Here is a 13,630-nt window from a genome sequence, read left to right as displayed (position 1 = left end):
CCCCGGGGCCCGATACCATCGAAAGGCCGGGGCCGTGCACCTGTGTCCCCGGCCACACCAGCGAAACATGATGGGGGCGCACGCGTGACTGTGCTCGACGAGATCATCGACGGGGTCCGGCAGGACCTCGCCGAGCGACAGGCCCGGACCTCCCTGGACGAGCTCAAGGAGCTCGCGGCGAAGGCACCCGCGGCGAAGGACGGCGTGGCCGCACTGCGCGGCGACGGTGTCCGGGTGATCTGCGAGGTCAAGCGCTCCAGCCCGTCCAAGGGCGCGCTGGCGGCGATCGCCGACCCGGCCGCGCTGGCGGTCGACTACGCGGCCGGCGGGGCCGCCGCGATCAGCGTGCTCACCGAGCAGCGCCGCTTCGGCGGCTCGCTGGCCGACCTGGACGCGGTGCGTGCCGCGGTCGAGACGCCGATCCTCCGCAAGGACTTCATCGTCACCGCCTACCAGCTGTGGGAGGCCCGCGCGCACGGCGCGGACCTGGCGCTGCTGATCGTTGCCGCGCTGGAGCAGCCGGCCCTGGTCTCGCTGATCGAGCGGGCCGAGTCGATCGGGCTGACCCCGCTGGTCGAGGTGCACGACGAGGAGGAGATCGCGCGCGCGGTGGACGCCGGCGCGAAGATCATCGGCGTCAACGCCCGCAACCTGAAGACCCTCGAGGTCGACCGGAACACCTTCGGCAACGTGGTGGACGCCATCCCGGCGCACATCGTCAAGGTCGCCGAGTCCGGGGTGCGCGGCCCGCACGACCTGATCACCTACGCCAACCAGGGCGCCGACGCGGTGCTGGTCGGCGAGTCCCTGGTGACCGGCCGCGACCCGCGCACCGCGGTCGCCGACCTGGTCGCCGCCGGGGCGCACCCGGCGCTGCGCAACAACGGGCGGGGCTGACCCTCCGCCATGTCGATCGCCACCCGCCTCGCTCCCGGCTGCCGCCCGCGCGGCTGCCGCGCGCCCGCACGCCGGGCGCTGGGGCGGCGGGTGCGCTACGTGATCGGCTGCGAGCCCGGACAGGTCCCCGGACGTCGATGGCGCGGAACCTGCGGCTGAGCACACGCCGCCTGTTTCATTTTCACGCCGTCAACTTCCAGACAGAGGACTGTCCATGTCCGAGCTCAACGTTCCGGGTACCCAAGTCCCGGACGCTCGCGGTTACTTCGGCGCCTACGGCGGCCGCTTCATCCCGGAGGCGCTGGTCGCCGCCGTCGAGCAGGTCGCCGAGGAGTACGAGAAGGCCAAGAACGACCCGGCGTTCGCCGCCGAACTCGACGCCCTGCTGAAGGACTACACCGGCCGGCCCAGCCCGCTGACCGACGTCCACCGGTTTTCCGCCGAGGCCGGCGGGGCTCGGGTGCTGCTCAAGCGCGAGGACCTGAACCACACCGGCTCGCACAAGATCAACAACGTGCTGGGGCAGGCGCTGCTGACCCGCCGGATGGGCAAGACCCGGATCATCGCCGAGACCGGCGCCGGCCAGCACGGCGTGGCCACCGCCACCGCCTGCGCGCTGTTCGGCTTCGACTGCACCATCTACATGGGCGAGGTCGACACCCAGCGGCAGGCCCTGAACGTCGCCCGGATGCGGATGCTGGGCGCCGAGGTGATCCCGGTCAAGTCCGGCAGCCGCACCCTGAAGGACGCCATCAACGAGGCGTTCCGCGACTGGGTCGCCAACGTCGACTCCACCCACTACCTGTTCGGCACCGTCGCGGGCCCGCACCCGTTCCCGATGATGGTGCGCGACTTCCACCGCGTCATCGGCATCGAGGCCCGCCAGCAGGTGCTGGACCGCACCGGGCGGCTGCCCGACGCGGTGGTCGCCTGCGTCGGCGGCGGCTCCAACGCGATGGGCATCTTCCACGAGTTCATCCCGGACGCGGGCGTGCGCCTGATCGGCTGCGAGGCGGCCGGTGACGGCGCCGACACCCCCAAGCACGCCGCCACCCTGACCAAGGGCGACCCGGGCGTGCTGCACGGCTCGCGCACCTACGTCCTGCAGGACGAGGACGGCCAGACCATCGAGTCGCACTCGATCTCGGCCGGCCTGGACTACCCGGGCGTCGGCCCCGAGCACGCCTGGCTGAAGGACACCGGACGGGCCGAGTACCGTCCGGTCACCGACCGCGCCGCGATGGAGGCGCTGCGGCTGCTGTCCCGCACCGAGGGCATCATCCCGGCCATCGAGTCCGCGCACGCCCTGGCCGGCGCGCTCGAACTCGGCCGCGAGCTGGGCCCGGAGGCGACCATCCTGGTCTCGCTCTCCGGCCGCGGCGACAAGGACATGCACACCGCAGCCGAGTACTTCGGCCTCTACGACGACGCCGAGGGGACCAACTGACCATGGCCGACACCAAGCTCACCACCGCCCTCGCCGCCGCCAAGGCCGAGGGCCGGGCCGCCCTGATCGGCTACCTGCCGGCCGGCTTCCCGACCGTCGACGGCGGCATCGCCGCGATCAACGCGCTGATCGAGGGCGGCTGCGACGTCGTCGAGGTCGGCCTGCCGCACTCCGACCCGGTGCTGGACGGCGCGGTCATCCAGACCGCCGACGACATCGCGCTGCGCGGCGGCGTCAAGATCAAGGACGTGCTGCGCACCGTCGCCGAGGTCTCCGCCGCCCACCCGGCCGTGCCGGTGCTGGTGATGACCTACTGGAACCCGGTGGACCGCTACGGCGTCGCCCGGTTCGCCGCCGACCTGGCCGCGGCCGGGGGAGCGGGCTGCATCCTGCCCGACCTGCCGGTCGAGGAGTCGGTGGAGTGGCGCAAGGCCGCCGCGGAGCACGGTCTGGACACCGTGTTCGTGGTCGCCCCGTCCTCCAAGGACGCTCGCCTGGCCGAGGTCACCGCGGCCGGCTCCGGCTTCGTCTACGCCGCCGCCGTGATGGGTGTCACCGGCACCCGGGCCGCGGTCGGCAACCTGGCCGAGGACCTGGTGGCCCGCACCCGCGCCACCACCGCGCTGCCGGTCTGCGTCGGCCTGGGCGTCTCCAACGCCGATCAGGCCGCCGAGGTCGCGGCCTTCGCGGACGGCGTGATCGTCGGCTCGGCGTTCGTGCAGCGCCTGCTGGACGCCGCCGAGCCGGCGGCCGGCCTGATCGCCGTCCGGGCGCTGGCCGCCGACCTGGCGTCGGGCGTGCGCCGCAAGTAGCGCTCGAGGCCGAGAGCCGTCCGGGGAGCATCCCCGGGCGGCTCTTCGCCGTTCTCGGGCCGCCACCTGATCGGGTGAACTGCCCGGGCCGCGCGGTGATCTTGTCGAGGTTCAGGCCGTTGAACCCGTCGACGGCCGGTCGGCGAAAGGGCGTGCGGATGGCGCGGGTGCACAAGGCGGTCCTGCTGCGGGCGCTGGCGGCCGGCCTGGCGCTGGCCGCCGCGCTGGCCGGAACCGGCGGCGTGGAACGGGAGTTGGCGCGCCGGGGTGCGGAGCGGGCGGTGGTGTGCCAGCAGGCGGGGGCGGAGTGCGGGCCGGCGGGGCGATGATCCGAATAATCGGACGTATGACCGCATAGCGTCACTCATCCGGCGTAACTGGCGAATGTGGAGGAACCGCACCCCATCCCCTACGGTTCATCAGGCAGGAAACGGTGGAGCGTGCCCGAGGGGGAACTGATGGCCAGTCAGCAGGCCGAACACGGCCGGGTGAGCGGGTTTCGCCGGGTGGTGGACGGTTCGGCGGCGGAGTGGTTCGGGCTGGTGGTGCGGCTGGGCCTGGCCGTGGTGTGGGGCTGGGCCGGACTGGCGAAGGTCTCCGACCCGGCGGAGGCGGCGCAGGCCGTACGGGCCTACCAGATCCTGCCGGAGTCACTGGTGAAGCCGGTCGGCTGGGGGCTGCCGTTCCTGGAACTGGCGCTGGCGGTGCTGCTGGTGCTCGGCCTCGGCACCCGGGTCGTCGCGGTGATCTCCGCGACGCTGCTGGTGCTGTTCATCGCCGGCATCTCCTCCGTCTGGGCGCGCGGCATCTCGATCGACTGTGGCTGCTTCGGCGGCGGCGGCGCGGTGAGCGAGTCGCAGACCAAGTACATCCAGGAGATCCTCCGCGACACCGGTTTCCTGCTGATGTCGGCATGGCTGATCTTCCGCCCCCGCACCAAGCTCTCGGCGGACGCCTGGCTGGCCGCCTGACCGTACCCCGTCCCGCAGCACTCATCCGAAGAGAACCGATCCCTGGACCATGGCAGAGCACCTCATGAGCGAGAAGAACGAAGAAGGCAAGCGCAGCGCCCGTGAGCGGATGCTGGAGGAACGGGTCGAACAGGAGGCCCGGGCGAAGCGGAAGAAGAAGCTGATCGTCGGCGGCGCGGTGATCGCCGTGATCGCCGCCGCCGTGGTGGTCGGCGTGGTGGTGCAGAACAACCGCTCCAAGCCGGAGACGCCGACCGCCGCCCCCGCGGGCACCATCGGCGACAAGAACCTGATCATCCCGGTCGGGTCCGCCAACGCCCCGTCCACCCTCACCGTCTACGAGGACCCGCGCTGCCCGGCCTGCGGCGGCTTCGAGCGCGCCTTCTCGCCGACCATCGACCAGTTGGAAGACGCCGGCAAGATCTTCGTCAACTACCACATCGTCTCGTTCATCGACCGCTCGCTGGGCGGCAACGGCTCCAAGTACGGCGCCAACGCGCTGGGCTGCGCGCAGAACGCCGGGCACTTCCGGGACTACCACGACGTGCTCTACCGCAACCAGCCCGGCGAGACCGAGGACACCTTCGGCAGCAAGCAGACCCTGATCGACCTGGGCAAGCAGGTGCCGGGCCTGGACAACGCCGAGTTCCAGTCCTGCGTCAACACCAACAAGTTCGGCGGCTGGGTCTCCGCCGTGCAGCAGGACTTCGACAAGTCCAGCTTCAAGTCGACGCCCACGGTGCTGCTCAACGGCGAACCGATCTACCCGAAGAAGGGCGACGAGCAGATCAGCACCGACAACCTGGTGAAGTGGGTGGACCAGGCCAACCAGGGCAAGCAGTTGGGCACCCCCGGCTCGCACGGACAGAGCCCCGCGCCGACCTCGACCGCAGCCGAGACCAACAACACGCCCTCGCCCTGATCGCTCGGAGGCCCGACCGGGAGGCTTGACGTTTCCGTGACCCGTTCCGGTGCCGGTGCGGCGGGCGGGACACGGTAGCGTCGAGGGTGTCATGGATCTCGCATACATTCCGAGCCCGTCGCGGGGCGTCCTCTACCTAGGACCCATCCCGCTGCGCGCCTACGCGTTCTGCATCATCATCGGTGTCGTCGTGGCCGTGTGGCTCGGCAGCAGGCGCTGGGTCGCCCGCGGCGGCGGCAAGCACACGGTCGGCGACATCGCCGTCTGGGCGGTGCCGTTCGGCCTGGTCGGCGGTCGGCTGTACCACGTCATCACGGACAACCAGCTGTACTTCGGTGAGGGCAAGCACCCGATCGACGCGCTGAAGATCTGGCAGGGCGGCCTCGGCATCTGGGGTGCCGTCGCGCTCGGCGCGGTCGGCGCCTGGATCGGCGCCCGCCGCCGCGGCGTCCCGCTGCCCGCCTGGGCCGATGCGGTCGCCCCCGGCCTCGCGCTCGCCCAGGCCATCGGCCGCTGGGGCAACTGGTTCAACCAGGAGCTGTACGGCAAGCCCACCACGCTGCCCTGGGGCCTGGAGATCGACAAGACCCTGCCGAACGGCGAGGTCGTCACGGGCACCTACCACCCGACCTTCCTGTACGAGTCGCTCTGGTGCGTGCTGGTCGCGGTGCTGGTGATCTGGGCCGACAAGCGCTTCACCCTCGGCCACGGCCGGGCCTTCGCGCTGTACGTCGCGCTCTACACGCCGGGCCGGTTCTGGACCGAGTGGCTGCGGATCGACGAGGCGCACCGCTTCTTCGGCCTGCGGCTGAACGACTGGACGGCGATCGCCCTCTTCATCGGCGCGGTGGTCTACCTGGTGGTTTCCGCGCGGCTGCGGCCCGGCCGCGAGGACCCGGACGAGATCGACCCGGCTGCCACCCTGGAGCGCGCCGAGGCGGCGGCCCGGGAGACCGGGGCGGAGCCGGTCGCGGACGCGGCGCCCGGCAAGGGCAAGGGCGAGGGTGGTCCGAAGGACGGCGACGGAACTGCCGAGGACGCGGCGGACTCGGAGGATTCCGGGGACGACAAGGGCGTCAAGAGCGCCAAGGATTCCGAAAAGTCTTCCTGAGTACGTGAGTTGACCCCGTTGGGGCCGCCCCTGCCGCAGTCGGCGGGGGCGGCCCCAACTGCCTTTGGGCAGGCTTACTTTGCTGGAAAGTCGCAGGTCAAACGGCTAGTTTCGAGGGGCACCAGCAGCCCTGGCCGGAACATGCGCCCCGGGGGGCCTTCGCCGTGCCCGGAAGGGGAGCCGCAAGCATGAGCACCATCACCGCCGACCAGCACATCGACAGCCCGCAGCCCCGGATTCCCGCCGACGGCCACCATCGGGACGTCAACGGCGGCTGGCTGCGGCCGGCCGTGTTCGGCGCGGTGGACGGCCTGGTGTCGAACTTCGCGCTGATGACCGGCGTGGTCGGCGGGGCCGCCGAACCGAGCACCGTGGTGCTGACCGGACTGGCCGGCCTGGCGGCCGGCGCGTTCTCGATGGCCGTCGGCGAGTACACCTCGGTGGCCTCCCAGCGCGAGCTGGTGGAGGCCGAGCTGGAGGCCGAGCGGATCGAGCTGAAGCGCAACCCGCAGGGTGAGCTGGCCGAGCTGGCCCAGCTGTACGTGGCCAAGGGCGTCGACCCGGAGCTGGCCATGGAGGTCGCCCGCCAGCTGTCCGCCGACCCGGACACCCTGCTCGCCGTGCACGCCCGCGAGGAACTCGGGGTGGACCCGGAGGACCTGCCCTCGCCGCTGGTCGCCGCCGGATCCTCGTTCGCCTGCTTCGCGCTGGGCGCGCTGCTGCCCGTGCTGCCCTACCTGCTGGGCGCCACCGCGCTGTGGCCGGCCGCGCTGCTGGCGATGCTCGGCCTGTTTGTCTGCGGTGCGGCGGTGGCCCGGGTGACCGCCCGCACCTGGTGGTTCAGCGGCCTGCGCCAGCTGGCGCTGGGTGGCGCGGCGGCGGTCGTCACCTTCCTGCTGGGCCGCCTGATCGGCGGGGCGATCGGCTGACCGGGCCTCCGGACAGGCCTGTACGAACACCCAGACCTCTGCATGTTTATGCAGGGGTCTGGGTGATGTTGCACACATGGGCACGGGTTGCCCCCTTGCCCTAGTCTCAACATCCGGTCGCCGACCCGCACAATCCCAACCGTGGTCGGCATCCCGCTCGCGGAATCCCAGGTCAACCTCTGGCAAAGGTCCTTCCGGGGCGTTTCGCCCCTGTTTCGACCCTCTCGACCCCGGGCACACTGGTCGGGACGCGCGACGCTGCGCCTACCCTCCAGCCGCCCCGTGACCTGGGGTCGCGTCCGCGATACGGACGCAGAATTCCACTTCCCGGGACACCCGGCATCATGTAACCTGCACCGACCAAATCGCATCAGGGCCAACGTCGTCCCTTTGCATCAAGCAACTGATCACGACGACGGGAGAGCCGATGCTGTCTGCATCCATGCACTCCGGCCACGAGGACGCCCGGGCCACCGGCCCCTACGCCCTCGTTCCGGACGCGCGTCCCCAGGCCCAGGGTCTGTACGACCCGCGCAACGAGCACGACGCCTGCGGCGTCGGCTTCGTGGCCACGCTGACCGGTGTCGCCGACCACCGGATCGTCGAGCAGGCACTGACCGTGCTGCGCAACCTGGAGCACCGCGGCGCCACCGGCGCCGAGCCCGACTCCGGTGACGGCGCGGGCATCCTGACCCAGATCCCCGACGCCTTCCTGCGCGCCAACGTCGACTTCGAACTCCCCGCCGCCGGCTCCTACGCGGTCGGCATCGCCTTCCTGCCGCAGGACGACGAGGCGACCGACGCCGCCGTCGCCCGGATCGGCGCGATCGCCGCCGAGGAGGGCCTGACCGTCCTCGGCTGGCGCGAGGTCCCGACCGCCCCCGAGCTGCTGGGCTCCACCGCCCGCTCCGTCATGCCGCGCTTCCGGCAGTTGTTCCTGTCGCACGGCGAGCGCGCGGGCATCGAGCTGGACCGGGTCGCGTTCGTGGTGCGCAAGCGCTCCGAGCGGGAGGCCGGGGTGTACTTCCCGTCGCTGTCCGCGCGGACCCTGGTCTACAAGGGCATGCTGACCACCGGGCAGCTGGAGCCGTTCTTCCCCGACCTGTCGGACCGGCTGTACGCCTCCGCGGTCGGCCTGGTGCACTCGCGGTTCTCCACCAACACCTTCCCGAGCTGGCCGCTCGCCCACCCGTACCGCTTCGTCGCGCACAACGGCGAGATCAACACGGTCAAGGGCAACCGCAACTGGATGACCGCCCGGGAGTCCCAGCTCGCCACCGACCTGATCCCCGGCGACCTGGGCCGGATCTTCCCGGTCTGCACCCCGGAGCACTCCGACTCGGCGTCCTTCGACGAGGTGCTGGAGCTGCTCCACCTCGGCGGCCGCTCGCTGCCGCACGCGGTGCTGATGATGATCCCGGAGGCGTGGGAGAACCACGCCACCATGGACCCGGCCCGCCGCGCGTTCTACCAGTACCACTCCAACCTGATGGAGCCCTGGGACGGCCCGGCCTGCGTCACCTTCACCGACGGCACCCGGATCGGCGCCGTCCTCGACCGCAACGGCCTGCGCCCGGCCCGGTACTGGATCACCGAGGACGGGCTGGTCGTGCTCTCCTCCGAGGTCGGCGTGCTCGACATCGAGCAGGACAAGGTCGTCAAGAAGGGCCGCCTGCAGCCCGGCCGGATGTTCCTGATCGACACCGCCGAGCACCGGATCGTCGAGGACGAGGAGATCAAGTCCGCCCTCGCCGCCGAGAACCCGTACGAGGAGTGGGTCGCCGCCGGGCAGATCCAGCTCGCCAAGCTCCCCGAGCGCGAGCACATCGCCCACACCCACGCCTCGGTGACCCGCCGGCAGCAGACCTTCGGCTACACCGAGGAGGAGCTGCGGGTCATCCTCGCGCCGATGGCCAAGACCGGCGCCGAGGCGCTCGGTTCGATGGGCACCGACTCGCCGATCGCCGCGCTCAGCGAGAAGCCGCGCCTGCTGTTCGACTACTTCACCCAGCTGTTCGCCCAGGTCACCAACCCGCCGCTGGACGCCATCCGCGAAGAGCTGGTCACCTCGCTGCACAGCAACCTCGGCCCCGAGGGCAACCTGCTGGACGCCACCCCGGCGCACTGCCGCTCGGTCGGCATCACCTTCCCGGTGATCGACAACGACGAGCTGGCCAAGCTGATCCACATCAACGCGGACGGCGACCAGCCCGGCCTGAAGGCCGTCACCCTCTCCGGCCTGTACAAGGTCGCGACGGGTGGCCAGGGCCTGGCCGCCCGGCTCGCCGAGATCGCCGCCGAGGCCGACGCGGCGATCGCCGAGGGGGCCCGGATCATCGTGCTCTCCGACCGGCACTCGGACGCCGAGCACGCCCCGATCCCGTCGCTGCTGCTCACCTCGGCGATCCACCACCACCTGATCCGCACCAAGCAGCGCACCCAGGTGTCGCTGCTGGTCGAGGCCGGTGACGTCCGCGAGGTGCACCACGTCGCGCTGCTGATCGGCTACGGCGCCGGCGCGGTCAACCCGTACCTGGCGATGGAGTCCGTCGAGGACCTGGTGTCCCAGGGCGTGTTCGTCAAGGGCGAGCCCGAGAAGGCGATCAAGAACCTGATCAAGGCGCTCGGCAAGGGCGTGCTGAAGGTGATGTCCAAGATGGGCATCTCCACCGTCGCCTCCTACCGCGGCGCGCAGGTCTTCGAGGCCATCGGCCTGTCCCAGGAACTGGTGAACGCGTACTTCGCGGGTACCACCACCAAGCTCGGCGGCATCGGCCTGGACGAGATCGCCAAGGAGACCGCCGCCCGGCACGCCAAGGCGTACCCGGCGTCCGGCATCTCCGCCGCGCACCGCGCGCTGGAGATCGGCGGCGAGTACCAGTGGCGCCGCGAGGGCGAGCCGCACCTGTTCGACCCGGAGACGGTGTTCCGGCTCCAGCACTCCACCCGCACCAAGCGCTACGACGTCTTCAAGCAGTACACGGACCGGGTGAACGCCCAGTCCGAGCGGCTGATGACGCTGCGCGGCCTGTTCCAGCTGGACGGGCTCGGCCGCACCCCGATCTCCGTCGACGAGGTCGAGCCGGTCTCCGAGATCGTCAAGCGGTTCTCCACCGGCGCGATGTCGTACGGCTCCATCTCGATGGAGGCGCACGAGACGCTCGCGATCGCGATGAACCGGCTCGGCGGCAAGTCCAACACCGGTGAGGGCGGCGAGGACCCGGAGCGCCTGCACGACCCCGAGCGCCGCTCGGCGATCAAGCAGGTCGCGTCCGGCCGGTTCGGCGTCACCTCCGAGTACCTGGTCAACGCCGACGACATCCAGATCAAGATGGCCCAGGGCGCCAAGCCCGGCGAGGGCGGCCAGCTGCCCGGCCACAAGGTCTACCCGTGGGTGGCGAAGACCCGGCACTCCACCCCGGGCGTCGGCCTGATCTCCCCGCCGCCGCACCACGACATCTACTCGATCGAGGACCTGGCTCAGCTGATCCACGACCTCAAGAACGCCAACCCGGACGCCCGCATCCACGTGAAGCTGGTGTCGGAGGTCGGCGTCGGTACGGTCGCCGCGGGTGTGTCCAAGGCGCACGCGGACGTGGTGCTGATCTCCGGTCACGACGGCGGCACCGGTGCGTCTCCCCTCACGAGTCTCAAGCACGCCGGCGGCCCCTGGGAGCTCGGCCTCGCCGAGACCCAGCAGACCCTGCTGCTCAACGGCCTGCGCGACCGCATCGTCGTGCAGACCGACGGCCAGCTGAAGACCGGCCGCGACGTGGTCATCGCCGCCCTGCTCGGCGCCGAGGAGTTCGGCTTCGCGACCGCCCCGCTGGTGGTCTCCGGCTGCATCATGATGCGGGTCTGCCACCTCGACACCTGCCCGGTCGGCGTCGCCACCCAGAACCCGGTGCTGCGCGAGCGGTTCACCGGCAAGCCCGAATTCGTGGTCAACTTCTTCGAGTTCATCGCCGAAGAGGTCCGCGAGCTGCTCGCCGAACTGGGCTTCCGCTCGATCGAGGAGGCCGTCGGCCACGCCGAGCACATCGACGCCCGGGCCGCGATCGACCACTGGAAGGCCGCCGGGCTCGACCTGGCCCCGCTGTTCCACGTCCCCGAACTGCCCGAGGGTGCCGCGCTGCACCGGACCACCGAGCAGGACCACGCGCTGGACAAGGCGCTCGACAACCAGCTGATCGAACTGGCCGAGGACGCCCTGGAGCGCGGCGACGCAGTCCGCATCCAGCTGCCGATCCGCAACGTCAACCGGACCGTCGGCACCATGCTCGGCCACCGGGTCACCAAGAAGCACCGCGGCGAGGGCCTGCCCGAGGGCACCATCGACGTCACCTTCACCGGCTCGGCCGGCCAGTCGTTCGGTGCGTTCGTCCCGCGCGGCGTGACGCTGCGACTCGAGGGGGACGCCAACGACTACGTCGGCAAGGGCCTGTCCGGCGGCGTGATCGTGATCCGCCCGGCCCGCGACGCCGCCGCGATCGGCGCCGACGCGCAGCACCACGTGATCGCCGGCAACACCATCGGCTACGGCGCCACCGCGGGCCGGATCCACCTGCGCGGCAAGGCCGGTGAGCGTTTTGCCGTCCGCAACTCCGGTGCCACCCTGGTGGTGGAGGGCGTGGGCGACCACGGCCTCGAGTACATGACCGGCGGCCGGGTCGTCATCCTCGGCGAGACCGGCCGCAACCTGGCGGCGGGCATGTCCGGCGGCATCGCCTACGTGCTGGACCTGCGCCCCGCCAACGTCAACAGCGGCATGGTGGGCATCGAGGCCCCCAACGCCGCCGACCGCGAATGGCTGCGCGAGACCGTGCAGCAGCACTACGAGGAGACCGGCTCCACCGTCGCCGCCGAACTCCTCGCCGACTGGGGCAGCGGAGTCTCCCGCTTCTCCACGATCATGCCGACCGACTACAAGGCAGTGCTCGCCGCCAAGGACGCCGCTGAGCGCGATGGCCTCTCCGAGGCCGACACCACCGCGAAGATGATGGAGGCGGCACGTGGCTGACCCCAAGGGCTTCCTGACCACGCCCAAGCAGCTGGCGGAGCGCCGTCCGGTGGACGTGCGACTGCGCGACTGGAACGAGGTCTACGTCGAGCGCAGCCTCCTTCCGATCATCACCAAGCAGGCCGGACGCTGCATGGACTGCGGCATCCCGTTCTGCCACAACGGCTGCCCGCTCGGGAACCTCATCCCCGAGTGGAACGACCTCGCCTACCGGGACGACTTCGTCGGCGCCATCGAGCGCCTGCACGCCACCAACAACTTCCCGGAGTTCACCGGCCGCCTGTGCCCCGCCCCGTGCGAGTCCGCATGCGTGCTCGGCATCAACCAGGACGCGGTGACCATCAAGAACGTCGAAGTCACCATCATCGACAAGGCCTGGGACCGGGGCGGCGTCACCGCGCAGGTCCCCGAGCGGCTGTCCGGCAAGACCGTCGCCGTGGTGGGCTCCGGCCCGTCCGGCCTGGCCGCCGCCCAGCAGCTCACCCGGGCCGGGCACACCGTCGTCGTCTACGAACGCGCCGACCGGATCGGCGGACTGCTGCGCTACGGCATCCCCGAGTTCAAGATGGAGAAGCGCCACATCAACCGCCGCATCGAGCAGATGCGCGCCGAAGGCACCCGGTTCCGCACCGGCGTCGAGGTCGGCGTCGACCTCACCGGGCAGGACCTGCGCTCCCGCTTCGACGCCGTGGTGATCGCGGCCGGCGCCACCACCGCGCGCGATCTGCCCGTCCCCGGACGGGAGTTGAACGGCATCCACCAGGCGATGGAGTACCTGCCGCTGGCCAACAAGGTCCAGGAGGGCGACTACGTCGACTCCCCGATCTCGGCCAAGGGCAAGCACGTCGTCGTCATCGGCGGCGGCGACACCGGTGCCGACTGCGTCGGCACCGCGCACCGTCAAGGCGCCGCGTCCGTCACCCAGTTGGAGATCATGCCGCGGCCTTCGGACTTGCGTCCGGCCGGGCAGCCGTGGCCGACCATGCCGATGACGTACAAGGTGACCTCCGCGCACGAGGAGGGCGGGGAGCGGATCTACTCGGTCTCCACGACCCACTTCGCGGGCGACGCGGGCGGGAACGTGCAGGAGCTGCACCTGGTCGAAGTCGCCTTCAAGGACGGCAAGTTCGAGCCCGTGCCCGGGAGCGAGAAGGTGATTCCCGCTCAGCTGGTCACCCTCGCCATGGGTTTCACCGGGACGGACGTCAAGAACGGTCTCGTGGAGCAGCTGGGTGTCGAGCTCGACGCCCGCGGAAACGTCGCCCGTGACGGCAAGTTCGGCACCAACGTTGATGGGGTGTACGTTTGCGGTGACGCCGGTCGCGGCCAGTCGCTGATCGTCTGGGCGATCGCGGAAGGCCGTTCGGCCGCCGCGGCGGTCGACACCTACCTGGGCGGCAAGACGGCGCTCCCCGCGCCGATCAAGCCGACCGACCGTCCCCTGGTGGTCTGACCACCTCACAAACACCGACCCGCCAGAGTCGTCGGGATCCGGTCGACGCCTGCCCCTTTCCCCGACCA

At 71.0% G+C, this 13,630-nt stretch carries 11 protein-coding genes; all 11 read left to right on the top strand.

Annotated elements, in window-relative coordinates:
- The first annotated feature begins 84 nt into the window (after positions 1-84).
- The 11 genes from trpC to ACFYST_RS19510 all read left to right on the top strand — a co-directional run bounded on the left by trpC (position 85) and on the right by ACFYST_RS19510 (position 13,562).
- Positions 85-897: an indole-3-glycerol phosphate synthase TrpC gene (gene trpC, locus ACFYST_RS19560; RefSeq protein WP_387645829.1), complete on the top strand. Its 813-nt coding sequence runs from the start codon at positions 85-87 to the stop codon at positions 895-897.
- 9 nt (positions 898-906) lie between these two features.
- On the top strand, positions 907-1,056 hold the full coding sequence (gene trpM / locus ACFYST_RS19555) for a tryptophan biosynthesis modulator TrpM (RefSeq protein WP_360291891.1): 150 nt from the start codon (positions 907-909) through the stop codon (positions 1,054-1,056).
- A 55-nt stretch (positions 1,057-1,111) separates the two neighbouring features.
- Positions 1,112-2,344, top strand: a complete 1,233-nt coding sequence (trpB, locus tag ACFYST_RS19550) for a tryptophan synthase subunit beta (protein WP_387645825.1) — start codon at positions 1,112-1,114, stop codon at positions 2,342-2,344.
- 2 nt (positions 2,345-2,346) lie between these two features.
- Positions 2,347-3,156, top strand: coding sequence for a tryptophan synthase subunit alpha (gene trpA, locus ACFYST_RS19545; protein ID WP_387863913.1), 810 nt, complete (start codon positions 2,347-2,349; stop codon positions 3,154-3,156).
- A 158-nt stretch (positions 3,157-3,314) separates the two neighbouring features.
- Positions 3,315-3,485 carry a hypothetical protein gene (locus tag ACFYST_RS19540; RefSeq protein ID WP_387645820.1) on the top strand — a complete coding sequence of 57 codons (171 nt, stop codon included), beginning with the start codon at positions 3,315-3,317 and terminating at the stop codon, positions 3,483-3,485.
- 129 nt (positions 3,486-3,614) lie between these two features.
- On the top strand, positions 3,615-4,127 hold the full coding sequence (locus ACFYST_RS19535; protein ID WP_387645818.1) for a MauE/DoxX family redox-associated membrane protein: 513 nt from the start codon (positions 3,615-3,617) through the stop codon (positions 4,125-4,127).
- 49 nt (positions 4,128-4,176) lie between these two features.
- Positions 4,177-5,049 carry a thioredoxin domain-containing protein gene (locus ACFYST_RS19530; protein WP_387863912.1) on the top strand — a complete coding sequence of 291 codons (873 nt, stop codon included), beginning with the start codon at positions 4,177-4,179 and terminating at the stop codon, positions 5,047-5,049.
- Positions 5,050-5,140: 91 nt separating this feature from the next.
- Positions 5,141-6,160, top strand: coding sequence for a prolipoprotein diacylglyceryl transferase (gene lgt / locus ACFYST_RS19525; RefSeq protein WP_387863909.1), 1,020 nt, complete (start codon positions 5,141-5,143; stop codon positions 6,158-6,160).
- A 188-nt stretch (positions 6,161-6,348) separates the two neighbouring features.
- Positions 6,349-7,089, top strand: a complete 741-nt coding sequence (locus ACFYST_RS19520) for a VIT1/CCC1 transporter family protein (protein WP_387645812.1) — start codon at positions 6,349-6,351, stop codon at positions 7,087-7,089.
- A 427-nt stretch (positions 7,090-7,516) separates the two neighbouring features.
- Positions 7,517-12,109, top strand: a complete 4,593-nt coding sequence (gene gltB, locus ACFYST_RS19515; protein ID WP_387863906.1) for a glutamate synthase large subunit — start codon at positions 7,517-7,519, stop codon at positions 12,107-12,109.
- A complete protein-coding gene (locus ACFYST_RS19510; protein WP_387863903.1) occupies positions 12,102-13,562 on the top strand; it encodes a glutamate synthase subunit beta in 1,461 nt (486 codons plus the stop codon). Before gltB ends, ACFYST_RS19510 begins: the two co-directional genes overlap by 8 nt.
- The last annotated feature ends 68 nt before the right edge of the window (positions 13,563-13,630 follow it).

Source organism: Kitasatospora sp. NPDC004614, assembly GCF_042873675.1.
Taxonomy (GTDB): Bacteria; Actinomycetota; Actinomycetes; order Streptomycetales; family Streptomycetaceae; genus Kitasatospora.
The sequence above is the reverse complement of the archived record's forward strand: the minus strand, read 5'-3'. Positions and strand labels throughout refer to the sequence as shown.

Coding starts and splice junctions, on each gene's coding strand:
- trpB (WP_387645825.1), top strand. CDS start 1,112: ATGTCCGAGCTCAACGTTCCGGGTACCCAAGTCCCGGACGCTCGCGGT.
- ACFYST_RS19520 (WP_387645812.1), top strand. CDS start 6,349: ATGAGCACCATCACCGCCGACCAGCACATCGACAGCCCGCAGCCCCGG.
- trpA (WP_387863913.1), top strand. CDS start 2,347: ATGGCCGACACCAAGCTCACCACCGCCCTCGCCGCCGCCAAGGCCGAG.
- ACFYST_RS19535 (WP_387645818.1), top strand. CDS start 3,615: ATGGCCAGTCAGCAGGCCGAACACGGCCGGGTGAGCGGGTTTCGCCGG.
- ACFYST_RS19530 (WP_387863912.1), top strand. CDS start 4,177: ATGGCAGAGCACCTCATGAGCGAGAAGAACGAAGAAGGCAAGCGCAGC.
- ACFYST_RS19540 (WP_387645820.1), top strand. CDS start 3,315: ATGGCGCGGGTGCACAAGGCGGTCCTGCTGCGGGCGCTGGCGGCCGGC.
- lgt (WP_387863909.1), top strand. CDS start 5,141: ATGGATCTCGCATACATTCCGAGCCCGTCGCGGGGCGTCCTCTACCTA.
- gltB (WP_387863906.1), top strand. CDS start 7,517: ATGCTGTCTGCATCCATGCACTCCGGCCACGAGGACGCCCGGGCCACC.
- trpM (WP_360291891.1), top strand. CDS start 907: ATGTCGATCGCCACCCGCCTCGCTCCCGGCTGCCGCCCGCGCGGCTGC.